General features: G+C 63.5%; 20 protein-coding genes. 7 read left to right on the forward strand and 13 right to left on the reverse strand.

Features of this window, described 5'->3' with window-relative positions:
* Window positions 1-36: 36 nt before the first annotated feature.
* Window positions 37-1,008, reverse strand: a complete 972-nt coding sequence (locus H6718_10055) for a YcxB family protein (GenBank protein MCB9585733.1) — start codon at window positions 1,006-1,008, stop codon at window positions 37-39.
* 89 nt (window positions 1,009-1,097) lie between these two features.
* Between H6718_10055 and H6718_10060 the strand changes: the two genes are divergently transcribed.
* Complete coding sequence (locus tag H6718_10060; protein MCB9585734.1) at window positions 1,098-2,528, forward strand: hypothetical protein; 1,431 nt, start codon at window positions 1,098-1,100, stop codon at window positions 2,526-2,528.
* 50 nt (window positions 2,529-2,578) lie between these two features.
* Here H6718_10060 and H6718_10065 read toward each other — a convergent pair whose 3' ends face one another.
* The 4 genes from H6718_10065 to H6718_10080 all read right to left on the reverse strand — a co-directional run bounded on the left by H6718_10065 (window position 2,579) and on the right by H6718_10080 (window position 6,091).
* Entirely contained in the window at window positions 2,579-3,718 is a 1,140-nt protein-coding gene (locus H6718_10065) for an EAL domain-containing protein (GenBank protein MCB9585735.1), read from the reverse strand.
* A 139-nt stretch (window positions 3,719-3,857) separates the two neighbouring features.
* Window positions 3,858-5,213 (reverse strand): sigma-70 family RNA polymerase sigma factor, encoded by a 1,356-nt coding sequence (locus H6718_10070; GenBank protein MCB9585736.1) that lies wholly within the window; start codon window positions 5,211-5,213, stop codon window positions 3,858-3,860.
* Between the two features lie 6 nt (window positions 5,214-5,219).
* Window positions 5,220-5,567 (reverse strand): YciI family protein, encoded by a 348-nt coding sequence (locus H6718_10075; protein MCB9585737.1) that lies wholly within the window; start codon window positions 5,565-5,567, stop codon window positions 5,220-5,222.
* A 173-nt stretch (window positions 5,568-5,740) separates the two neighbouring features.
* Window positions 5,741-6,091, reverse strand: coding sequence for a YciI family protein (locus H6718_10080; GenBank protein ID MCB9585738.1), 351 nt, complete (start codon window positions 6,089-6,091; stop codon window positions 5,741-5,743).
* A gap of 188 nt (window positions 6,092-6,279) precedes the next feature.
* Here H6718_10080 and H6718_10085 point away from each other — a divergent pair, with 188 nt between their 5' ends.
* A complete protein-coding gene (locus H6718_10085) occupies window positions 6,280-7,563 on the forward strand; it encodes an ergothioneine biosynthesis protein EgtB (protein MCB9585739.1) in 1,284 nt (427 codons plus the stop codon).
* A gap of 24 nt (window positions 7,564-7,587) precedes the next feature.
* Here the strand turns inward: H6718_10085 and H6718_10090 are convergent, their stop codons facing one another.
* The 4 genes from H6718_10090 to H6718_10105 all read right to left on the reverse strand — a co-directional run bounded on the left by H6718_10090 (window position 7,588) and on the right by H6718_10105 (window position 10,871).
* Window positions 7,588-7,848: a hypothetical protein gene (locus H6718_10090; GenBank protein ID MCB9585740.1), complete on the reverse strand. Its 261-nt coding sequence runs from the start codon at window positions 7,846-7,848 to the stop codon at window positions 7,588-7,590.
* 119 nt (window positions 7,849-7,967) lie between these two features.
* The gene (locus H6718_10095) at window positions 7,968-9,650 is read right to left on the reverse strand and encodes a sodium:solute symporter family protein (protein ID MCB9585741.1); all 1,683 of its coding nucleotides are present in this window, start codon (window positions 9,648-9,650) and stop codon (window positions 7,968-7,970) included.
* 43 nt (window positions 9,651-9,693) lie between these two features.
* Window positions 9,694-10,443 carry an SDR family oxidoreductase gene (locus H6718_10100; protein ID MCB9585742.1) on the reverse strand — a complete coding sequence of 250 codons (750 nt, stop codon included), beginning with the start codon at window positions 10,441-10,443 and terminating at the stop codon, window positions 9,694-9,696.
* A 23-nt stretch (window positions 10,444-10,466) separates the two neighbouring features.
* Window positions 10,467-10,871, reverse strand: coding sequence for a hypothetical protein (locus tag H6718_10105; protein MCB9585743.1), 405 nt, complete (start codon window positions 10,869-10,871; stop codon window positions 10,467-10,469).
* Between the two features lie 259 nt (window positions 10,872-11,130).
* On the opposite strand from H6718_10105, the gene H6718_10110 reads away from it, so the two are divergent.
* The 4 genes from H6718_10110 to H6718_10125 are packed head-to-tail and all read left to right on the forward strand — an operon-like array spanning window position 11,131 to window position 15,248.
* Window positions 11,131-12,048 carry an alpha/beta fold hydrolase gene (locus tag H6718_10110; protein ID MCB9585744.1) on the forward strand — a complete coding sequence of 306 codons (918 nt, stop codon included), beginning with the start codon at window positions 11,131-11,133 and terminating at the stop codon, window positions 12,046-12,048.
* The gene (locus tag H6718_10115; GenBank protein ID MCB9585745.1) at window positions 12,045-12,365 is read left to right on the forward strand and encodes a hypothetical protein; all 321 of its coding nucleotides are present in this window, start codon (window positions 12,045-12,047) and stop codon (window positions 12,363-12,365) included. Before H6718_10110 ends, H6718_10115 begins: the two co-directional genes overlap by 4 nt.
* Window positions 12,340-14,145 carry a long-chain fatty acid--CoA ligase gene (locus H6718_10120; GenBank protein ID MCB9585746.1) on the forward strand — a complete coding sequence of 602 codons (1,806 nt, stop codon included), beginning with the start codon at window positions 12,340-12,342 and terminating at the stop codon, window positions 14,143-14,145. The genes H6718_10115 and H6718_10120 overlap by 26 nt, the downstream gene beginning before the upstream one ends.
* On the forward strand, window positions 14,142-15,248 hold the full coding sequence (locus tag H6718_10125; GenBank protein ID MCB9585747.1) for an alpha/beta fold hydrolase: 1,107 nt from the start codon (window positions 14,142-14,144) through the stop codon (window positions 15,246-15,248). The genes H6718_10120 and H6718_10125 overlap by 4 nt, the downstream gene beginning before the upstream one ends.
* Here H6718_10125 and H6718_10130 read toward each other — a convergent pair.
* Window positions 15,198-16,565 carry a PHB depolymerase family esterase gene (locus H6718_10130; protein MCB9585748.1) on the reverse strand — a complete coding sequence of 456 codons (1,368 nt, stop codon included), beginning with the start codon at window positions 16,563-16,565 and terminating at the stop codon, window positions 15,198-15,200. The genes H6718_10125 and H6718_10130 overlap by 51 nt on opposite strands.
* 188 nt (window positions 16,566-16,753) lie before the next feature.
* Here H6718_10130 and H6718_10135 point away from each other — a divergent pair, with 188 nt between their 5' ends.
* Window positions 16,754-17,386 (forward strand): hypothetical protein, encoded by a 633-nt coding sequence (locus H6718_10135; GenBank protein MCB9585749.1) that lies wholly within the window; start codon window positions 16,754-16,756, stop codon window positions 17,384-17,386.
* 60 nt (window positions 17,387-17,446) lie between these two features.
* On the opposite strand, the gene H6718_10140 is transcribed toward H6718_10135, so the two are convergent.
* The 3 genes from H6718_10140 to H6718_10150 form a co-directional block, all read right to left on the reverse strand.
* The gene (locus H6718_10140; protein ID MCB9585750.1) at window positions 17,447-18,985 is read right to left on the reverse strand and encodes a PHB depolymerase family esterase; all 1,539 of its coding nucleotides are present in this window, start codon (window positions 18,983-18,985) and stop codon (window positions 17,447-17,449) included.
* A 187-nt stretch (window positions 18,986-19,172) separates the two neighbouring features.
* Window positions 19,173-20,393: an alpha/beta hydrolase gene (locus H6718_10145; GenBank protein ID MCB9585751.1), complete on the reverse strand. Its 1,221-nt coding sequence runs from the start codon at window positions 20,391-20,393 to the stop codon at window positions 19,173-19,175.
* Window positions 20,393-22,120 carry a hypothetical protein gene (locus H6718_10150; GenBank protein MCB9585752.1) on the reverse strand — a complete coding sequence of 576 codons (1,728 nt, stop codon included), beginning with the start codon at window positions 22,118-22,120 and terminating at the stop codon, window positions 20,393-20,395. The genes H6718_10145 and H6718_10150 overlap by 1 nt, the downstream gene beginning before the upstream one ends.
* Between the last annotated feature and the right edge of the window lie 10 nt (window positions 22,121-22,130).

Here is a 22,130-nt window from a genome sequence, read left to right on the forward strand (position 1 = left end):
CCTCTCCCCCACCAAGTACGGAATTTTACACCTAAACTAATTCGCGCTCTGCAGGTTCCCGCGCACCAGATCGATCCAGTCGCTCTCCTCGTCCACATCCGCGAAGGCGCGTCTGGGTACCGGGAGCACCACTGAATCCGTGCGTACCAGCCACAGCGTCTGCGTCTGTTCCACTCCGCGCAGCGTGGACCATGCGTAGAGCGTCTCTCCCTGGCTGTGCCGGTGGAGGAATCCTTCCGGGAGGATCCGATAGGAGACGGGCTTGAAAGCCTCCGCTCTGAGCAGCCTGGCTTGGACCCACGGCGTCATCAGGGCGATTGCGACGGCAAACAACAGCGTGAAGGGCAAGCTAATCATCCAGGCGATGTCGTGCCCCAGCTGGATGAAGCGCGCGTTCGCGATCACTCCGATCACAATCGGTACCGTGAGGAACCAACGCATGAACTTGAGCTGCGTCGGCTGCGCAGCGCTGTAGATTTCGGTGTAGTCCCGACGCGTCAGCGAGAACGTCAAGTCAGCGGCCTCTGGGGCTGCGTCAGGCGGGGCCTTCATGTAGTCGCGCACGGCGCTGACCCAACCACGCTCGGCATCCCTCGAAGCGAACGCCCGCTTCGGTACCACGAAGACTTCGCTCTCACGGAAGAGCAGCCAGAGGTGACTGGTGCTCCTCAGCTCGCGAAACGCTGCCCAGTGCAAGCTGACATCGTAGCCTGGGCTGTGCAGCTCGTAGCCTCGCGAATCCGTGCGGATGCGATGGGGCTGAACGAGGTGCGGGCTCCGACGCACGAGCTGGTTCGCCAAGCGATGCGGCATCGTCGCGAGCATGAAGAAGACGAACACCGCCCAGACTGCTCCGACGAACCAGGGCAAGCTGGTCTGCAACCAGAAAACGGGCAACGGAGCGCACAACGCGAAGGCGAGGAGGATCACACCAAACGGACGCCGTGCGAGGTTTGCGCGCACGAGCTCGCGGTAGTCCGCGACGGTCGGTGTGAATTTCAGCTCCACACCGCGGAGTATAGCGTCGTCAGCAGGGCGACTGGGGTGATGCGACCTCGCGCCTTTGCTCCTCCCCGCGGATCCTCTACAAGCAGCCCATGGTTGGTCGTACGAGTCCGCTCCGTCGCTGCACCGCTCTCGGCTCTCCGCGTTCCTTCAGGGGTTGGGGGTTAGGCGCCCTAGGTGCCTTCGCGCTCGCCTCCACCCACTGCGGCTCTGCCCCCGCTCGCGCGCCGGAGGCGGTACCAACCGCAAGCGCTGCGTCCAATGCTGGCGCACTGCCCAGCGCCAGCGCGCCCCAGACGGACCCCGACATCGACGAAGCGCAGCCCGAAGAGCCGGCCGTTTGCAGCAACGAGTGTAAGACGCTGCTCAGCGCCGCGGACGTGATCGCCAAAAAGGTCAGCGGGTTAGCGGGCACCGACGGCGAGGCGGCGTTCGCCGCCAAGGCGACGCTTGCGGCAGAGGTCGCGTGGCGGGGCTGCTTGCTCAGCCAGCCCCACGGACCCGACTTGGTGTGCGAGGGCAGCTCTGCCCTGGTCCCAAGCTGGATTACCCAAGCAAAGCTGGCCAGGGACCCCGATGCGGAGCTCTACGCCCAGCTCGTTCTGCGCGATCCGCGTTGGCGCTCTGAAGGCGCTACCATCGACGACACACGGCTACAGGCGCTGATCAAGGACGCGAAGAATCCGGCGCTGGTGCTCGCGGCGCTGGTGGTGCTGCGGGACCCGCGCAAGGTTTGGTCGTATGCCGCCAGCATGAAGGCGACCGATGCCTTGGCAATATCCGCACGGATTGGTTCGAGTAGCTACTTCAACGATTCCGACATGGCTCGAGAGGCACTTGGGGTGCTACCCGCGGCGAAGCCCGCGGAGCCAGGCCTCGCGCTGGCGTGGGCCGCCCAAAAGGCTCGCAAGCACTTCGCGGCCGGCGAAACCGCCTTGGCCATGCAGAACGCCCAGGAGGTCATCCAGGCATGGGAATCCTGGGACGCACCGGGCAAAGCGAAGGCACTGATGCGCAAGGAGCCTTACCCACTGATTGGTCGAGAAGCGGTGATTGGCGCAGTGGGGGCAGCGATGTATTTGCAGGCGGAAAAATTACGCCTGGAAGCGGAGAAGCTCAAGGCGCCGAGCACGAAGTCGCTCAAGTCGAGTGACCAGCTGCAGGACTATTACAAGACGTTTCAAGGCTGGTCCAAGGAGCGCCACGCAGCGCTGGAAGACGCGATGCGCGCCTACGTTGAGATCACTCGCATCAAGCCCGTGTTTCCCGCGCGCTGGGTCGTTGAGGGCATGCGCCGAGTGGGCGAGATGTGGCGAGATTTCTCTGAGGAAATGAACGGCATCAAGTTTCCTGCCGCGGTCGAGAAGGACGCAACCTCGGTGAAGAACCTTCGCAAGGCCATCGCGGAGTCGAGCGCACCGCTGCAAGAACGCGCGAAGAAATCCTTCTCGGTGTGCGCGAACACTGGGAAGCGCGAGCGGGTGGCAAAGGACACCGTCGAAGTCTGCGAGAAAAACCGCTAGGTCGATATCGCGGCAGCGAGCGATATCGTGGAGGAGTTGAACGGCGCGCCCTAGCGCCGGGACAAGCGCCGCGGCTTGGCGAAGAAGAAGCCTTGGAGCAGGTCGCAGCCAATCTCGGTGAGCTTGGCACGCTCCTCTTCGGTCTCTACACCTTCCGCAACCACCGTGGTCCCGAGCTCGCGCGCGAGACTCATCATGCTCAAGATCACCTTTTCTTTGGTGCGGTGGAGGTGCACGCCACGCACCAGGGACATGTCGAGCTTGACGATATCTGGCTCCAGCTCGGTGAACGAGCCAAGGCCTGCGTAGCCAGCGCCCAGGTCATCAATTGCCACGCGGAAGCCAAGTGCGCGAAGGCTGGCAACGCGGCCGGGCACATCGTCGAGCTTCTCGAGAGACGCACGCTCTGTGATTTCGAGCACCACCCGAGGTGCGATCTTGGAGAGCGGCGCCGTGGGCGAGAAGAGCTGAGAGTCCATCAAGTCCGCTGGATGCAGGTTGACGAACAGGTGTGAGCCTTCAGGAGCCTCTTTGAAGCCTTCTACCGCGCGATCGCGAATCCGCCGACCAAGCGCGTGGAGCTGATCGAGATCCTCTGCGGCGCTGAGGACCAGGCTCGGATCCGGAAAGCTCGGCTCCTCTGAACGCATCAGGGCTTCGTAGCCGTAGATGTTGCCATCCACCGTCACGATGGGATGGTACGCCAGCCACAGCGTGTCCATCATGCGCGAGAAGCGCTCGCTAAGCTCTTTCCTTGCGGAATCAACCTGGGCGCGTCGTGAGTGGGGCCCGGTTCCGTTGCTGCGCGCCTCGAGGCCCTGGCGAACGATCTCCAGCACTTGCTCCACCTTGAATGGCTTGAGCACGTAGTCGTGGGCGCCGCGCTTCATCGCGTCGATCGCCGTCTCCACCGTGCCGAAACCCGTCATCACGATGGTGACCGCGTCGGGGCTCTTGCGTTCGATCTCACGGAGCAAATCCAGCCCACCCATATTGGGCATCTTCAGGTCGGTGATAACGACGTCGTACTTGCTGCGGTCCAGCTCTCGGGACGCAGCAGCGCCGTCCTCGGCGGTGCGGACTTGGTACCCCTCCATCCCGAGGAAGTCGGCAAGCACTTCGCGGATGAAGCGCTCGTCATCAACTACCAAAACGCGGGTTTTTTCGCGGGTAGCAGCGTCTTCGGGCACAAACCCGAGCGTACAACCAAAGTAGGCAAAACCCTAATCAGAAGCTCAGGTGGCGTGCGGGGCGCAGCATTCCGCACCTGCGCTTCACACGCCACTCGCTGAATACTGAACCTGTGCTCCGTACCTGGGCCGTGGGTATTTAAGGTTCACCACCAGCGGCGCCGTTGGTGAGATCCAGGATCTGGCCCTCCAAGAAGCGCCGTTCGGAGCTGTTGTCTGTCAGCTCGAGAGCGCGTGCGAACGCGGCCTTCGCTTCGTCCAGACGACCGAGGGCGCGCGAGAGGTGTCCGAGCGTGGCGTAGAGCATGTGGTAGTTCGCGAGCCTGCCGCTGTCGGCCAAGCGTTGCACGAGGGGCAACGCACGCTCGGGACCGTCCGCTTTCCAGATCGCGACCGCCTGGTTCAGCTCGATGATCGGCGTTGCTTGTTCAGTTGCTCCGTCACGCGCGAAGTGAAGCAGTGCCGCATACAGCCCAGCGATCTGCGGCCAGTCGGTTTCGTCCGGAGTCGTCGCGCGCGCGTGCAGCGCAGCGATCGCCGCTTGGACCTGATAGGGACCGGCCGCCCGCAGGCTCAACGCTAGATCCAACTCTGCCAAGCCTCGCTGGATCGCCGCTCCGTCCCAGCGCGCTCGATCTTGATCGTCCAGCCGGACAAGGCCGCCGGCGGCGTCGACGCGCGCGTCGTGGCGAGCGTGAGTCAAACGCATCAGCGCCAAGAGGCCGATCACTTCCGCGCGTTGTTTTCGAGCCTCATGAATCGAGTCGTCCGCGCTGGCGCCCTCCAGCAGAGTGGCCAGCACGCCGCCAAGGCGCAGCGCCTCTTCGCAGAGCTGCGCGCGGACCAGGCGGTCTCCGCTCGTCGCGAGATAGCCCTCATTGAAGATCAGGTAGATCACGGAGAGCACTGCCTTGAGTCGTTCGGGCAAGAGCTCCGCGGGGGGCACGCGGTAGGGGATCCCCGCGTCCGCGATCTTGCGCTTCGCTCGCACCAGGCGCTGGGCCAGCGTCACCTCGCTCACCAGGAATGCTTTCGCGATTTCTGGTGTGGTGAGTCCGCCGAGGGTGCGCAGGGTCAATGCCACGCTCGCCGCTTGGGGCAAGGCGGGATGGCAGCAAGTGAAGAACAGACGCAAGCGGTCGTCTGGGAAGACGTCAGCGTCTGCCGCGTCGGCTTCAGCCGGTTCGGGCGGTTCGCTCGAGACGTCTCTCAGTTCCGCGAGGGAACGCTCTCGACTGCTCCAGCGCCGCATGCGGTCGATGGCCGCGTTGCGGGCGACCCGGGTGATCCAGGCGGCTGGGTTGTCGGGCACGCCCTCGACTGGCCAGCGGTCGAGGGCGCGGGCTAGGGCCTCTTGGAAAAGGTCTTCCGCGACCTGGAAGGCGTCTTCACCATGGCGACTCGCGCCAGCGCGGGTGAGCCGGATGAGCCCGGCGATCACCCGCCCGGACTCCTCACGGAACACCCGCTCCACTGCAAGTGCCGTCTGGCTCACGGCTTCCTAGTAGACCATGATCGGACGGACCTCGATCGACCCGTACTTCGCGGTCGGGATCTTGGCGGCCCACTTCAGCGCCTCGTCTAGGTTCGGGGCCTCGATCAGGTAGTAGCCGCCGAGGGCTTCTTTGGTCTCAGCGAATGGACCGTCGGTGGTCATGGTCTCGCTGCCGCGAACGCGCACGGTGGTCGCGGTGGTTGTCGGCTTCAGGGCGTCGCCGGCGCGCATCACACCGGCTGTGACCAGCTCTTGGGTGTACGCGTGGTAGTCGGCCATGAGCTGTTGCTGTTCGGCTTCGCTCATGTTGGCGCCAATTTTTTCGTCGGAGTAGATGAGGAGTAGGTACTGCATGCTGGGTCGACGCAGGGTAGGCGTCGATTCGACACGTCCCGGATGTTTTTTTTTCGTCGAGCAGATCCTCGTGTTTCGCGCCTCCGAATGTGCGGCCGGGAGGCGCGAACGAACGACAAATGAAGAACGCCAGCCCGATGGGGCTGGCGTGAGAGCGAATCGCAACGTCGCTTTCAGTCGTACTTCATGATGGGGCGCACCTCGACACAGCCGTACGTCGCGCTGGGGATCTTCGCCGCCCACTTGAGCGCTTCGGCTTCGTCGGCCGCCTCGATGAGGTAGAACCCTCCCAGCGCCTCTTTGGTTTCCGCGAAGGGGCCATCCGTCGCCAGCGTATCCCCATTGCGCATGCGGACTGTCTTGGCCGTCGAGGTCGGCATCAGCGCTTCGCCGCCCCTGAGCGCTCCGGCCGCGATCAACTCTTGGGTGTAGGTCTCGTAGTTCGCGATCAGCGTAGCCTGATCGGCTTCGCTCATGTTCTCGTCGATGGACTCTGCCGCATAGATGAGGAGTAGGTACTGCATGTTGCCTCGACGCAGGCTGGGCTTCAGATCGACAGCCGGCGGGCGGATTTTTTCTGTGGGCGGCGTGTGGTGGAAGGGGAAAACGCCATTTCTAGGTGGATTGGGCTGAAAACACCGCCCCTCACCCCAAACAAAAGCGCCTGGGGTGGCTTCGCAGGCGCTGGGCTTGGCCTTAGGGTTTGACGCTCATGAGTGCGCCGGTGCCGAGTCAGTCGTCCCTGCTTCAACGCTACTTGGAGGTGCGGCGCTTCACCGAACAGCTGCGCGCGCCGCTGTCCGCCGAGGACTGCATCGTGCAGTCGATGCCTGATGTGAGCCCCACCAAGTGGCACCTCGCCCATGTGACGTGGTTCTTCGAGACCTTCGTGCTCAAGCCGCGTGCGGCTCGGGGCCTGGACTACTCGGTGTTCGACCCGAGCTTCGAGTACCTGTTCAACTCCTACTACAACAGCGTGGGTGCGCAGTACCCGCGGGCGCGGCGTGGTCTCGTCACGCGACCGAACCTGGAGACGGTGCTCGCGTATCGTCAACACGTCGATCAAGCGATGACCCAGGTGCTTGGGACAGAGCTCTCGGCCGAGGAGCATGCGGTCGTGGAGTTAGGGCTACACCACGAGCAGCAGCACCAAGAGCTCTTGCTGATGGACATCAAGCACGTGCTGTTTCAAAGCCCGAGCTTTCCAGTGTACTCAGCTGATACCGCGAGGAATCAATCCAGGGCTGGCTCAAGCGATGTCGGTCCGACTGAGTTCTTGGATTTTGGGGGAGGGTTGAAGGCGCTGGGAACCGACGGCCCAGGCTTTCACTTCGACAACGAGGGGCCGCGGCACCAGGTCCACCTCGAGGCCTACCAGCTCGGGTCGCGGCTCGTGACCAACGGGGAGTTTTTCGAGTTCATGCGAGACGGCGGCTATTCCCAGCCGCTTTTGTGGCTCAGCGACGGCTGGGCCAGCGTGCGCGCCGAAGGCTGGAGCTCGCCGCTCTACTGGGTGGAGCGTGAGGGCGAGTTCTATGAGTTCACCCTGCGCGGCCTCGAACCGCTCGATCTAGCTGCGCCGGTGTGCCACGTCAGCTACTTCGAGGCAGACGCGTTTGCTAGCTGGGCCAAGGCGCGGCTCCCCGGCGAAGCCGAGTGGGAGGCGGCGGCGGGAAGCTTGGGCTCTGTCCGGGATAAACCATGCGGAAATTTTGTTGAGAGCGGTGCCCTGCATCCCAGCGCGGCGCGCGGCGAAGGCCTCCGCCAGATGCACGGCGACGTCTGGGAGTGGACCGCGAGTGCCTACGCGCCGTACCCGGGCTTCAAGGTCGCGGATGGCGCCCTGGGGGAATACAACGGTAAGTTCATGGTGAGCCAGCAGGTGCTGCGCGGCGGCGCGTGCGTGACGAGCGGGAGCCACTTCCGTCCCACTTATCGGAACTTCTTCTATCCAGGCCAGCGCTGGATGTTCTCAGGGATCCGCCTCGCGCGCTGACGGATCCCCAGAGCGCGACCGTTCTCAGCCTTCGCTGATGTTCGGCACGCGAGTCAGCTCGAGGGCGAAGCGCTGCCATGCGCTGCCGAGTTCACCCCATGCCTGGAGGGAGTCCTTCATCAGCTTGGCGGTCTCGTCGATGGACTCGCACGCGCGCTTGGTCTGCTGCGCGCTGAGCTCGTTGAACTGGCTGTTCAGGCTCTCCATGCGAGCGGTCTGAGCGCGCATCAGCTTGCTGTAGGTCTCGGTGTAGGGATTGGCTGCGAAGAATTGGTTGGGAAACATGGCTAGTCCTTTGGTTGTTCGCGCCCTGTTCTACGTGAGGCGAGGGTCGCGACGTTGTGTTCCGATGCGGTGGCCCAACCACGCGATCGAGAGTTTGTGAAAGCGCCCCCGAGGGGGTGCTAGGCGCCCGCGCTGCTCTGGGCGTCGCTCGAGCTGAAGCGCGCCTCTTCGGGCTTTGAACCTAGCTCGCTGTCCTGCTGCGCATTGCCGTCGGGAACCGACTTGGGGGCCAACGCGACGCCCAGGAGGCCGACGACGCTGCTCAGGATGAGCCCGTAGGTTGCGGTGACGCCGGGGTTCAACAACCCCAGCTGAACGGCGCCGTGGTCGAACATCCACCCAAGGGCGGTGCTACCGAGCACGCCGTCCGCGAGCTGCACGCCGTGAGACTTTGCCCAGCTGGCCCAGCTGTAGAGGCTGAAGTGAACCGCGAGGCCCGTGGCAGCGGCGGCGAAGGCTGCGCGCTTGTCCATGCGCTTGAACAGGATGCCGAACAGGATCGGCACCGTGGAGGCCGCGACGATGCCGTAGACGCCCACCTGACCAAAGATGCCGAGGAGCTTCGGGGGATGAATCGAAATCAGCAGCGCGGCGACACCGATGGCCAGCAAGATGGCCTGGGAGGCGCGGTGTGCGATGCGCGCGCGCTGCTCCTCCTCGTAGTTCTTGAGCAGGTTCTTTTCCGTGAGGTTCAAGAACAGGTCGTTCGCGGCGATGCTGGAGAGCGCCACCAGGATGCCATCCAAGGTGCTCATGCCGGCGGCGAGCAGCGCCACGGTGATCACGGAGAGCATCCCTGGACCGAAGCTATTCGCCAGGTAAGCGGCCATCACCTGGTCCTGACGAAAGGCACCCGTCGTGGGATCCAGGAGCGCGTCCTTCGGAAGCTCCATCACTCGGGCGTAGAGCCCCACCAAGAGCAGCGCTGTGAAGATGCCGAAGCTGACAAGCGTTACCGCGAGGTACTGACGGATCTCCTTCTTGCCTTTCACGTAGAGCGCCTTGGTCATGATGTGCGGCTGACACACCAGCGCAAAACCGATGATGAAACCGGCGACGTAGACCGTGAATGGGCTGGAAAACAGCGGGCTCTTCGGGTTCACGCCCATCACCAGGTTCGGATCTTGGGCGGCGATCTTGTCCATGAACGGGCCGATGCCACCGCTCAGGTAGTGTGCGCCGCTGCCGATGATCACCACGCTGACGATGAGCATGATCACACCCTGCAGGGTGTTCGTGTAAGCGTGCGCGTAGGTGCCGCCGACGAAGACGTAGCTGAAGACGAAGCCAACGATCAGGAGCAGGCTCTCGAGGTTGCTCAGCCCCAGGGTTTGCTGCATCACGATCGACAAGCCGCCGACGATCAGCACGACGAAGCTCAAGCTGAGCAAGTTCACTGCTGCAAAGAAGATGGAGAGCGCCCGTGAGTCGTAGCGCTTGCCGGTCCACTGAGGCAGCGTGATGGCTTTGTGCTTCTCGCCAATCGCGCGAAACCCGGCGCTCATCACCAAGAGGCCAACTGCGATACCGAGGCCAGCGGCTAGCCCAAGATGCATGAACGCCGAGAGGCCGTGCACATAGACGAACCCGGGGTTGATCACGAAGGTCGCGGTCGAGGCGATGCTCGCGGCCAGCGTGATGCCCACCACCCACGGGTTCATGTTGCCGCTACCCACCGCGAAGGAGCGAATGTCCGTGGTGCGCTTGTGCCCCAGCCACGCGAGGTAGCTCGTACCCAGCATGTAGACGATGAACAGACCCCAAATCAGCGGCCGCTCGGCGATCAAGTCGATGTAACGCATGTCTTCCCCCGCACCCCGCGCCCTCTGGCGCGAGCAATCGATCTCAGGTCATCACCAAGCCGCCGTCGACGTCGAGTACCCGGGCGTTGAAGTACTCGCACTCGATGCAGAAGCGCAGGGCGAGCCACAGGTCTTCGGGCACACCAATTCGACCCACGGGGATGGCGGCGACCAGCGCATCGCGCGCCTTCTGATTCATGCCCTGAGTCATCGGCGTTTCCACCATGCCCGGCGCGATACCGACCACGCGGGTGCCAAACTTCGCCAGCTCGCGCGCCCAGGTCACGGCGTTTGCCGCGAGGGCCGCCTTCGCCGCGACGTAGCTGGACTGCCCGCGGTTTCCGTGTCGAGACACCGAAGACATGTTCACGATCAAGCTTGGGCGTTCCTCGCTCTCGGCGACTCGGAAGGCAAACTCGCGGGCCATGAAGGTCGCGCCGCTCAGGTTGACGGCGGTGACGGCGTCCCAGTCCGCCTTCGACATCTTCGTCAGCGCACCGGTGTCCCGCGCCTTCTTCACCAGCAAGCCATCGCGGATGATGCCAGCGTTGTTCACCAGCACGTTCAGCCCGCCCATTTGCTCCTGGGCCCAGGCGACAAAGCCTTCGCAATCTGACTCCTGGCTGACGTCCAGGCGGCGCTTGTGAATTCCGCTCGGCAATGCTTCGAGCCCGGCCTCATCGACGTCGCCTACCGCGACTTGCGCCCCCAGCTCGTGGAGACGCATTGCGAAGTGGAGTCCCATGCCTTTGGCTCCACCAGTGACGATTGCGCGACAGCTTTCCAGTTTCATACGCGGTTCCTCGTAGCTCGAGCTCAGAAGTGCTCGCGGTCCAGGCTCTGAGCCTGGAGGTCTTGGGTTGCCTTGATGAACTCGACCTGCAGACGCTGGACGTAGTTCAGCGTGTCCTTCGCGAGCCAAGCGCTCGCGTCGACCCAGTGTAGCCAGCGGCCAAGCGCCTGACTCGCCAGTTCCGCGTGCAGCGTCGCCGCCGGCTGCAGTGTTTCAGCCTGCTGCAGTGTCTCAGCGTACGCTCCACTGAACGGGTTCGAGGATGGAGCGAATCCTGGAGGGAACACGCCAGGCCAAGGCGTGCTCTGTAGCGCGCGTAGCCACTGTTCTTGCAGCTGGGCCGCCACTTGGGTCCCCCCGAACAGGCGCGACCACTCGCCGAGCAGTTTGCTCCAGATCACGCCGTGCTTGGGTTGCTGGTTGAACACGGCGCCAAACTACGGGACGGCGATTGGGTCGTCAATTGAAATGTTGCATTGCAACACGGTGCTGCCGGTCGCGACCGCTGGGTCCCTTTGGCTGAGCCGATTTACGCTAGAAAGCTGATTCTGAGGGTATGGTGCGTCGCGAAACGAAAGGGCTTGACGCTGACCCGTCGGATGGAGCAAGACAGACGACGTTGTTGCGATGCAACATGGCGGGGTTCGAAGCTCGTGAATCGAGGCCGAGCGCCGTCCAGGAGGCGATGTGCATTGGCGGTTTAGCAGTCCGAACTTTTACGAAGGTCCCCTACCTGGGGCTCCCGAAGAGGACAGCTACGCCGACGTGTGTGGAGCGCGTATTCGCTATCGCGTGTCTGGAAGTGGGCCCGCGGTGGTGTTGCTTCACGGCTACGCGTCTTCCCTCGATGCGTGGGACGACGTCGTCCCAGCCCTATCGGCGCGCCATCAGGTGATCGCTGTCGACTTGAAGGGCTTTGGCTACAGCAGTCGCGGCGCGGGCGACTATTCACCCGCAGCCCAAGCACGAATCGTGGTGGCCCTCCTCGACCACTTGCGGCTCCCTCGCGCCGCGATCGTGGGTCACTCGTGGGGTGCGTCGGTCGCGCTCGCGACGAGCCTGGCAGTGCCTCAGCGGATCAGTCGCGTGGCCCTCTACGATGCGTGGGTCTATGAAGATCAGCTCCCAGCGTGGATGGTGCTGGCCCGAGCCGATGGCATTGGTGAGTGGATGTTTGGCTGGAGCGGTCACGGGCACGTGGAGCGCACCATGCCCATTGCCTACTACGACCGGCGTCGCATCACCTCCGATCGAGTGCGCCGCGTGGAGCAGCTGCTGGAGCTCCCGGGTAGCAAAGCCGCGGCGTTGGCAACGCTGCGCGCCCAGAAGTTTCGCCGTCAGGAGCAACGCTACGGGGAACTGAGTCAGCCCGTGTTGTTGCTCTGGGGCAAGGAAGACTGCATCTCCACGCTGCCGGTGGCGTATCGGCTCATGCGGCAGCTCAGGCATGCGGAACTCAAGGTGTATCCCCGCTGCGGTCACTTCCCCATGGTCGAGGCCCTGGAAGAATCCAACCGCGACCTCGCGGGTTTCCTCGAAGTGGAGGTCGAAGCGGCTCAGGCGGACGCGCTAGGATCGGAGCTCAAGCGCAGGAGGGCGCCATGAGTTTTCAAACCGTCGGTCCGTGGGGCGCGTTCAAGCGCTACTTCAAGGCGTGGGACAACGCGACCACGCCGTATCTCGATAGTGTGCTCAAGAACCCGTTGTTACTCGAGCCGGTCGCTGGTTGCTTGGGTGCAGCCACCAAGCTCAAGCGCGCAGCGGACAGCCTGAGCGCTGGCGTGTGGTCGGGGATGGGCCTGCCGACGCGCCGGGATCAGGAGCGCACGTTGCACGTTCTCCACGAGCTGGAGAGCCGTCTGATCGATCTCGAGGAGCGCTTGGAAGATCTCCAAGGTGCTGCTGCTGCGCCGCGAGAGTGATTCGCTTCGCAGCGTTTCCGAGGCGCGCCGCACGAACGCGCCGTTTCCTGGGGGAGCCATGGACGTTACGCCGTATCTGAAAGTCGAAAATGCTGCATTGATTCTGCTCGAGGCTGCCGCGCGCCACGGGGACTTGTCGCGGTTCATGCTGCCTACCTCCGAAGTACCTCGAGGAAACAACTACAGCGGCTTCGCACCTTTGAGTTGGCTCGCCCATGGCAAGCAGGTCGCGGCCGTATGGCGCATGCTCCGCGACTTCGGTCTCGCTCGGGGGGAGCGCGCGGCGGTGTTCGGGCACAATCGCGTGGAGTGGATGGCTGCGGCGCTTGGCGTTCAGGCCGCTGGTGGCGTCTGCGTTCCGATTTACCCCGCTTCGACTGCGCCCCAGGCGGCTTACATCCTGAATCACAGTGACGCGCGAGTGGTCTTCGTGGACTCCGTGGAGTTGCTTGGGCGGCTGCTTGACCAAGCCGAAGAGCTTGGGACCGTGGAGCGGGTCCAACTCATCGATCCGGATCTCAGCCTCGATGTGGCGCGGGACCAGCTGGCCTCACGCCTCGAGCAGCCGAGCGCACGGGCACTGCTCGAGCGCACCGCGCCCTGGAACGACCTGCTGTCAGCGATGGGCGACACCGAGGTAGAGCTTGCGACCAGGAGCGCCGCGAGCGTACCTGTCACTGCGCCGGGCATGATGCTCTACACCAGTGGCACCACGGGTCACCCCAAGGGCGTGCCGCTCACCCACGAGAACCTCGGCATCAACTGGCGCGACTGGTTCGTGAACAACGCGCCACGCCTGCCGGAAGACGGCGTGGACCTGCTATGGCTCCCGATGAGCCACATCTTCGGCTACGGCGAGACCATCATCGGCAACCGTCTGGGCTTCTTGAGTTACCTCACGGATCCAAAAACGGTGCTCGACTTGATGCCGCGGATTCGCCCCAACGTCTTCATGAGTGTGCCGGTGTACTGGGAACGACTGGCGGCCTCGGTCATCGAGCTAGCGGACGAAGCGGCCCGCGCGAAGCGCCTGCAGGCGGTCACGGGTGGGCGCTTGCAGTTCTGCCTCTCGGGCGGTGCCGGGTTGAAGCGCCAAGTGAAGGAGCAGTTCCTCTCCGCGGGGATCTTGATCATCGAAGGCTATGGCCTAACGGAGTGCTCTCCGACGCTCACCCTCAACCGGCCCGACGACTTTGACTTCGAGAGCGTCGGCAAGCCACTACCCTCCGTCGAGCTCAAGCTGGACGACGACGGCGAGATCCTCGCCAAAGGGCCAAGCATCTTTGGTGGCTACCACAAGAACCCTGAAGCGACCGCTGAAGCGTTCGACAGCGAAGGCTGGTTCAAGACGGGCGACCTGGGGCGCTTCACCGAAAGGGGCTTCTTGCAGATCATCGGTCGCAAGAAGGAGATCTTGGTCACCGCGGGAGGCAAGAATGTTGCCCCAGGGAACATAGAGAAACTCTTCGCCGACGACCCGCTGTTCGAGCACGCGGTCGCCTATGGAGACGCGAAAAAGTACATCGTGCTTGGTGTCTGGCCGAATCAAGAGGAGCTCGAGGCGCGCACCAAGGCGAGCGGCAGGTCCGCCGAAGAGCTAATCCAGTCCCGCATTGAAGCGGCGAATCACGACCTCGCGCGCTTCGAGCAGATCAAGCGCTTCAAGCTGATGGCGCCGAGCCTCAGCGTGGACGACGGCATGCTCACGACTACCCTGAAGTTGCGTCGCAAGGCGGTATACGAACGGTTCCGCGATGCATTCGAAGGGCTCTATGAATGACTAAGCCAGCCAATGATCTCGGGGAAGCCGAACTTCAGCGCGCTGAGTGGGCCGAGCTGATCGACCTGTTGAAGAAGCCCCGTAGCGTGGTCGGGCAGACACCGGCCCGCGTCGTGCACCGGGAGAACAAGCTCCGCGTGCTTCGCTACACCCCGCGGCCGGAGGGCATCAGTCACAAGACTCCGATTGTGATCGTGCCGAGCTTGATCAACCGCAACTACGTGCTCGACTTGCTTCCAGGCAAGAGCTTCGTCGAGTTCTTGGTGGAGCAAGGTCATGACGTCTACATGATCGACTGGGGTACGCCGACCGCTGAAGACCGCCACCTGGACTTCGATGTGTACTGTGATCGCTACATATCCCGGGCAATCCGCGCCGCCCGTCGTCACTCTGGCGCCCAGCGCGTGCACCTCCTCGGTTATTGCCTCGGGGGAACGCTCACGAGTATCTACGCAGCGGCTTATCCAGAACGCGTCGCCACATTGACCGCGCTTGCCGCCCCCATCGACTTTCACGACGGCGGCTTGCTGTCGGCCTGGACGTTGACCAAGACGTTTGATCTCCCAGCGCTCGTCAAGGCCTTCGCCAACGTGCCGTGGCCGCTGATGCAGGCGTCGTTTCACATGCTGCGGCCCACGCTGGCAATCAGCAAGCTGATCACGTTGGTCGATCGCCGCGCTGACGCGGAGTTCTTGCGGGGCTTCTTCGCGACGGAGATCTGGGGCAACGACAACGTCTCCTTCCCCGGCGCTTGCTACGAGCGCTACATCCAAGAGCTCTACCGAGACAATCGCTTGGTGCGCGGCGACTTCGTGCTGAGCGGTCGCGCGGCACGCCTCGACTCGATCGAGTGCCCGACGTTGGTGGTCACCTTTCGTGATGATCACATCGTACCTTGGCGCGGCGCCGCACGGCTTCACGAGCTGATCTCCAGCGAAGACAAGGACATCTTGCAGCTGCCAGGTGGTCACGTCGGCGCCGTCGTCTCGAGACGCGCACGGGACGGCCTGTGGAAGCAAATGAGCGAGTTCTGGGCGAACCGTGAGGACCGCTCAGTTGCTGCGACGCCGGTACAACCAGAGCGCCGCGAGCAAACCAACTAGGCTGAGTTGTGCAGGTGCGTTGCCGCGCGGCAAAAGAGCGCCTGGAAGCGAGCAACTGCAGCCGCTAGAAGACTCGCCCGCTGGTTCGGTGCAGCTGCCGCCCGCGGAGACGGAGGAGCAGTGGCTGTTGCCACTGCCGCCGGTGCTCGGGCTGCCACCCGACGTTCCTAACCCCCCGCTGCCGCCGCTACTCAGCGCTCCCCCGGAGCCAACTGCGCCTCCCGAACTAACTGCGCCTCCCGAGCTTCCACCGGTTGCGCCATTTCCGCCGCTGCTCACGCTACCAAGACCCCAGAAGGCCGCCATGGAGCGCGCTGCGCACACATCGAAGTCGACGGCCCAGGTCCCCGTCGCGCCGCACCCCGTCTCAGGGTCGACGAAGCTACCGTGGGGAGCGTTGCTGACCCGCACGGTCTCAACCAGGATTTCGCCGGAGCCTGCGCTGTAGCCCTCGCGCTGCACCGACCCGAGGTTCTCGGACGCGTCAGGAGCCTGGTCGATGCCGTGCACGTTCGTCCACTGCTCCATCAGCTCTCGCTGGTTGTTCGGGTTGACCACGGCGTCGGAGCTGCCCGCCCAGATGGTTACGCGCGGAAACGGACCGGTGTAGCCTGGTAGCGCGTTGCGCACCAGGTCGCCCTGTTGCTGGGGCGTCTTGTCGATGCCTGGCGACAAGCAGCTCGCCACCTGAGTCAAGCTCGTGGAGCAGTCGTAAGGGATCCCTGCGATGATGCCGCCGCCGGCGAACACGTCTGGCCAGGTGGCGAGCATCAACGCGGTCTCGGCGCCACCCGCTGACAAGCCCATGATGTAGACCCTAGACGCATCGATGGCGTAGTCCGCTTGCATGCGCTGGACCATCTCGACGATCGACTGATTCTCGCCCTTACCGCGCTCCAGGTTCGCTCGGTCGCCGAACTCGCCGTACCAGTTGAAGCAGCGAGCGCCATTGTTTGCGGCCGTTTGCTCCGGGTACACCACGAAGAAGCCGAGCTCATCCGCCAGTGGTTCCCAGCCCACGCGTCGGTAGTCTGCAGCCGTCTGCGAGCAGCCGTGGAGCGCGAGTACGAGCGGGGCGGTTCCCGAGGGAAGCGGGCTCGGCACGTAACGATACATGTTGAGCGCACCGGGGTTCGAACCGAAGTTCTGGATTGGCTCGAACGCCCCGGCGCCTTCGAATGCGAGGCTCGTCTGCCCTTCCGTTTCTTGATCGGGGGGGAGGGGAGCACCGCAGCCCACCAGCGCCAGCGTCAACGCGCTGCTGAGTTGCGCGACCACGAGAGCGCGTTGGATGCTCGAAGGTTTGGGCGGGCTCATTGCTCCGTGTGCTTTTACCGTAAGAGAATTCTGGCACTTGGAGGCAAGTGCTCGTCGCTGCGCTTTCGGACGCCCGCGCCGACGTCCAAGAAGAGGAAGACTTTTCGGATACCGACCGTACTTTGCCCATGTTGCGACGGGGCCGTCACATTTTGTGATTGGCAGCCCGCGCTCATAAGGTATTGAAAATGCGAAAGTTCTTTGAATACTTCGTCGCGGGCGGAGCAATCTACGTCGTGATGGCCGCCTGCTCATCAGCAGGTTCTTCTGGATCACCGCACCACGGTCCTGGCGGGGGTGGAAGTGGCGGTAGCTTGACCGACCCCGTGCCAAACGCGACCGCGAATGAGAGTGGCTCCAGGCTGAGGGCGAACTACTACGCGGGTCAGGACGGTTCGCGCCAGTTTGTGGGTTGGCACGACACGCAGCGCAACGAAGATTGCACGATGCGGAACACGAAGGAGGGCCCGAGATGCCTCCCCGTGTTGGCCGCGGCTGACATCGTGGACTGGGACTCCAACGAGTACAGCGACCCAGAATGCACTGTCGTTGCCTACAACGCCCGAAGCTACCGTTGCGAGGGAACGGTCTACCTGGTTGAGGGTTCGACCGACGAATGCAGGGCGAACGACGCGTTGCCAAGTGACACCGACTTCAGGGTTTGGCAGATGGATCAACTCCAACAGCCGACGATCTACCAAATCTCGTATGACACGGACCGCTGCCAACCGAAGGCGTTGGAGCAGGGCAGGGACTACTTCGTCAAAGGCCCCGAAGTACCACTTACCGACTTTGCTGGGGCAACGGTGCTGAGGGAGTAAGCAGAATGGGCCACGCGGTTGCTCCGCGTGGCCTCGTTGCCGGCTGCTCAGGGACTTGTGCTACCGTGAGGAAACCGAGCCGCGGCGCACGCCCCTTTGACGTCGAATTAGCAGGCCAGCTGCGAACGCCAAGATAGCAAGAGAACCGCCCCGAGACCCGTGATTGCCGACCACCGACGCCTCGCAGGCGCCAGACGCGCTGGTGTCCGGTGGGCTCGAGTCGCTGCCGCCGCTCGCGTTCGCGGTTCCGCCCTGCCCCGAACCGGAGCCGCCTGCAGCGGGGCTGCCGCTGCAATCGCATGGTCCAAGTCCGATGCCACTCGGGCTGCAGATCTGCACGCCGGTTAGGCCACCGCTGCACGCGCACGCCAGCTGCTGTCCCGGAATGCAGGCGGTGTTGCCACTCCCGCCGGAGCTCGAACTACCACCGCTTGAAGACGAGCCGCCGCTCGAGGACGAGCCGCCGCTGGACGAAGAGCCGCCGCTGCCGCCACTGGAGGACGAGCCGCCGCTCGACGAAGATCCACCGTTGCCGCCGTTCCCCGAGGAAGCAGTGATGCCCCAAAACTCCGCCATGCGGCGCGCCGCACAGATCCCTTCGTCCAGCATGTAAGTGCTGGTGGAGCCGCAGTTGCTGCCGGGGTCCACGAAGGTGCCGTGACCCGCTCCGGGGATTTCGTAGAGCTCGATCTGTGCGTTGCCGTTGCCGTCCTTGAAGACCTTGTGATTGGCGCCGTCCACCACGTCTTCGCCGTCGGCGGTGGTGTCGATGCCCATCACGTTGCTCCACTGTTCGAGCAGCTCCGTGGCATTCATCGGCTTGACCAGCGTGTCGCCGGTGCCTTGCCAAATGCTCAGGCGCGGGTAGGCGCCGCCGTAGCCGGGGAATGCCTGACGCACGAGATCGCCATGGGTCATCGGCGTCTTGTCGATACCGGGGGAGAGGCAGGTTGAGACTTGGAATGTGCTGGTGGTGCAGTGGTATGGGATGCCCGCGATGATGCCCGCACCGGCGAACACATCAGGCCAGGTTGCCATCATCACCGACGTCTGAGCGCCGCCGCCGGAGTGACCCATCACGAAGACGCGACTCGAGTCGATGTCGAAGTCTGCCTCCATCTTGAGCACCATCTCGACGATCGACTCGTTCTCACCCTTGCCACGCTGCAGGTTGTCGGTGACGCCGTATTCGCCAGCCCAGTTGAAGCAGCGCAGCGCATTGTTCGCGGTCTGCTGTTCCGGGTAGAGCACGTAGAAGCCGTTCTCATCCGCGACTTCTTCGAAGCCCGCGGTGCGGTAGGTCGCAGCGTCTTGCGAGCAGGCGTGCATCGCAACCACTAGCGGTGCGCCCGGCGCCGGTGCCGGGTTCGGCACGTAGCGGTACATCTTCAAGCCACCTGGGTTCGAACCGAAGCCCGTGACCTCTTGGTAGCTGCCAGCACCGAGGGCCTCGCTGGTTTCGGCGAGCGGCTCAGCTTCGCCTTCGCTCCAACGTTCGTCCGCAGCACCACAGGCGCTCAACGCGAGTAGCGCCAAACCCGCGCTCAACGGGCGCAACAAACGGCGCACGCGCGCGCCAGGAATCAATCCCCGATGCATGTCGATCCTCCCCAGTGCCCGCAAAAAATGGCGCCGAGTTCGACGTCGGCTATTGCGGTGCAATGTTCAGCTGAAAGCGCCCAACCTCGCTGAATACGTGGGCACCCTACATCCATTGGGCGCCGAAACCAAGACGAAATGTTGCGGTGCCGCAAAGAGTTTTTGCGTATGCGAAAGCGACGCTCGCCTACTCGGCAGCCGGGTCAGTTGGCAGCTCTTCGTCCGGCTCGGGCGCCGGCTCTGTGACGTCGCCGTCCTCCGGCGCAGCGCTGTCTGGTTCTGGAGTTGGTGCGGGTGGTGACGCTGGCGGCGGAGCCTCGGACTCGACTGGTGCCGCTGTTGGAACCTCTCGGGTACCCGCAGGGAAATGAGCTTTCAGGAACTGCAGCGCCTCTCGATTGAACTCTTCGTGGCAGTCGAGCTGCAGCGAGTGCCCACAGCCACTCAGCGTGACCAGCCTGGAGCCGGAGATGTTGGCGTGCCCGTACTCCATGATATCGACGGTATTGCCGCCGTGCAGGAACGGATTTGGGATGAGGCGATCGCGGTCGCCGTGCACGATCAACGTCGGCACGTTCACGCGCTTGAGGTTCGAGCGAACGAACTCGTTATCGAGGAGGCCGTGGACACTCTTCACGTTGGCATAAGCGTAGGCCTTGAACTGCGAGTTCTTGACCGCGCGCACGCGCTCTTCGATCAACCACTCGTATTCAGACTCCCAACGATAGAAGTTCCCGTAGCGAATGCTGCCCCAGATCGCCTCTTCGTCGGCTGCCAGGATCAGCTTGCTGCTGAAGACGTTCCTGAACCACTGCTTCTCTTTTGGGGAGAAGGACTCGAAGCCTGCGGGGCTCACGAGCACCAGGCCACCCAGATCCTCAGGGAACTGAATTGCGTAGCTGAGCGCCGTTTGCCCGCCCATCGAGTGACCCATGAGGATCGGTCGCTGCAGGCCTTTGGCCTTCACGAGCTCGTGCACGACTTCGGACATCGCCTCCATCGTGTAGGGGAACGTCGCGGGCTTGTCGCTCTTGCCGTAGCCGACCATGTCGAGGGCGATGACGTGATACCCAGCCTTCGCCACCTCATCGACTTGGTAGCGCCAGAACTTGAGATACGAGCCCAAGCCGTGAATCATCACCACCGTCGGCGCGGCGCCTGCGTTTTGCTCGATGTAGGTGATCTCTGGCGTGACTGGAAGGCCGTATTTCTTGGCGGTCTCCGGGAGTGCCAAGCGGCTCTCGGGCCAGTCGCTGCCCTGGGGAGACGAGTACTCGACATCGGCGTACTCGAGAGCGGGACGGCTGGCGTAGCTCGACACACAGCCAGTGCCGAGCAGCGCGAAGGTGAGCGTTGAAGCGGCGCGAGTCGCGAGACTAGCAAGCCGAGCCAGTGTTGCGCGTGCCATCAGAATGCGTACCAGGTGAAGGTGGTGAAGGCCGCCCAGGGGTCCTTCGCGACCTGTGGGTTGCCAGTGAAGAAGTCGCCGCGCGCCATGTAGGCGCCGTGCAGTCCGACGGTCATCAAGTAGCGGAAGCTGTAGCGGATTTCCGCGTTCACTTCCGCTCCGATGGTTCGCCCACCCTGGATGTTGCCAGCCCAGATTGGGCGCTCGACGGACCGCGCGTAGGCACCGCCGAGCTTCACGTTCAGCTTGTTCGGGATCACGTCGTGAGCCACGGTGAAGATCCCCGCGGTAAGACCAGCGCCGCGATTGCTGATGTCCGTCACGGCGCCGGTATAGTTGCTCACGGTGCTGGTGAAAGGGAACAGGATCAGGGCTTTGTGATTGAACCAGACGGCGCCGGGCAAGCCGTAATAGTTCATCGTGAAGGCGCCCTTGTAGGTTCCGTCGTTGGGGTCGTCGTCGCCGGTCGTGTACATCCCCTCCAAGGTGACCCGGTCATCCTTGGTGAAGCCCCAGTTGTACATCAACTCGAGGTTCGCGGCCGCGCCACGGACGTCGACGGACTTGTTCTTCTGAGTGTCTTCCTTCTCGCTCGTGAACTTGCCACGGTTGTACATCGCGAAGCCCGAGGCCGCGAACGGGCTCGTCTTGAAGTTGATGTTGTGGTGGAAGTTCACGCCGAGGTAGTTCACGTTTCCGCTCGGCGAGTCGATGTTGAACGGCGCCGTGCCGGTGTAGGCACTCAGCGCGTTCGATGAAGGTCCGCTCTTGACCAGGCCTTGATAGGCGTACGCTTCACCCTTGGATTGGTCTTCGAGGTGCCAGAGCGAAGCGCCGATGCGCGTGCCGGGCGCGACCTCGTACATATAGTCCGCGGTCGCCAGGTAGATGTAGGAGAAGCGCGCGTCGCCCTCGGAGGCTTTGTCTGGCTGTGCCGCTCCGATTGGGATGAAAGACAGCTTGCCGCGCCCGTAGGCGCCTCCGTTGGCAAACAGGCTGATCCCCGTGGCATCGCTTCCGATGTACGAGAGCTTGTAGCCGGTCTGGATGATGTCGAAGAGCGAGGTGATGGTGGGATCGAAGATGCTGTCGTAAACGCTGTGCGTGCCGATCAGGATCGACATCTGCAGTGGGTTGCGCGTTGGATAGAGCGCGACGTTGACGTTCTTCGTCTGGATGTTGACCTGGTCGGCGTTGAAGCCGCCGCCCTGATTGTTCTGCACCGTGTTGGCGGCCAAACCCCAGGTGTAGTCGACCTCGAACTGCGCGCGGAACGTGGCGAGGCCATCCGCGAACGCTGGCGAGTAGCTGAGTACCGGGATCCAGCGTTGCTCCACGTAGGCGTTGGTCGTGCTGCTGCCAACGGACGTCGAGCTGCCGATGCCTTCCCCGGGGCCGAGCGGGCCGAGGGAGACCCCACGCAACCCAGATGGATCTCCCAGCTGATTGGTGAACGAGCCGCGCACGAAGAAGTAGTTCAGGAGCGACAGCTCCTGATGCTCCGGTTCGGCAGAACGGTCGCTGTCTTCTTCCCAGGCTTCTGCGCCGAGACCCGGAGGCGCGGGTCCCGTGGGCGCCGCTACGGCAAAGCCCGCGGTACCCAATACGCTGAGCCCCAGGGCAACGCCAACTCCACGCGGAATAAAGCGCCGACGCGCGCGACTCAAGCGTCGCGCGCGCTGGTCACTCTTCAGGGAACCGTTGAACTCCCCACCCATCATGCTCATCTCTTCGGTC

It is taken from the genome of Polyangiaceae bacterium (assembly GCA_020633205.1).
Lineage (GTDB): Bacteria > Myxococcota_A > Polyangia > Polyangiales > Polyangiaceae > JAHBVY01.

What these genes read in the sequence shown, in the direction of transcription:
- H6718_10060 (MCB9585734.1), top strand. Translation starts at nt 1,098, where the DNA reads ATGGTTGGTCGTACGAGTCCGCTCCGTCGCTGCACCGCTCTCGGCTCT.
- H6718_10075 (MCB9585737.1), bottom strand. Translation starts at nt 5,567, where the DNA reads ATGCAGTACCTACTCCTCATCTACTCCGACGAAAAAATTGGCGCCAAC.
- H6718_10080 (MCB9585738.1), bottom strand. Translation starts at nt 6,091, where the DNA reads ATGCAGTACCTACTCCTCATCTATGCGGCAGAGTCCATCGACGAGAAC.
- H6718_10085 (MCB9585739.1), top strand. Translation starts at nt 6,280, where the DNA reads ATGAGTGCGCCGGTGCCGAGTCAGTCGTCCCTGCTTCAACGCTACTTG.
- H6718_10090 (MCB9585740.1), bottom strand. Translation starts at nt 7,848, where the DNA reads ATGTTTCCCAACCAATTCTTCGCAGCCAATCCCTACACCGAGACCTAC.
- H6718_10095 (MCB9585741.1), bottom strand. Translation starts at nt 9,650, where the DNA reads ATGCGTTACATCGACTTGATCGCCGAGCGGCCGCTGATTTGGGGTCTG.
- H6718_10100 (MCB9585742.1), bottom strand. Translation starts at nt 10,443, where the DNA reads ATGAAACTGGAAAGCTGTCGCGCAATCGTCACTGGTGGAGCCAAAGGC.
- H6718_10115 (MCB9585745.1), top strand. Translation starts at nt 12,045, where the DNA reads ATGAGTTTTCAAACCGTCGGTCCGTGGGGCGCGTTCAAGCGCTACTTC.
- H6718_10125 (MCB9585747.1), top strand. Translation starts at nt 14,142, where the DNA reads ATGACTAAGCCAGCCAATGATCTCGGGGAAGCCGAACTTCAGCGCGCT.
- H6718_10130 (MCB9585748.1), bottom strand. Translation starts at nt 16,565, where the DNA reads ATGAGCCCGCCCAAACCTTCGAGCATCCAACGCGCTCTCGTGGTCGCG.
- H6718_10135 (MCB9585749.1), top strand. Translation starts at nt 16,754, where the DNA reads ATGCGAAAGTTCTTTGAATACTTCGTCGCGGGCGGAGCAATCTACGTC.
- H6718_10140 (MCB9585750.1), bottom strand. Translation starts at nt 18,985, where the DNA reads ATGCATCGGGGATTGATTCCTGGCGCGCGCGTGCGCCGTTTGTTGCGC.
- H6718_10145 (MCB9585751.1), bottom strand. Translation starts at nt 20,393, where the DNA reads ATGGCACGCGCAACACTGGCTCGGCTTGCTAGTCTCGCGACTCGCGCC.
- H6718_10150 (MCB9585752.1), bottom strand. Translation starts at nt 22,120, where the DNA reads ATGAGCATGATGGGTGGGGAGTTCAACGGTTCCCTGAAGAGTGACCAG.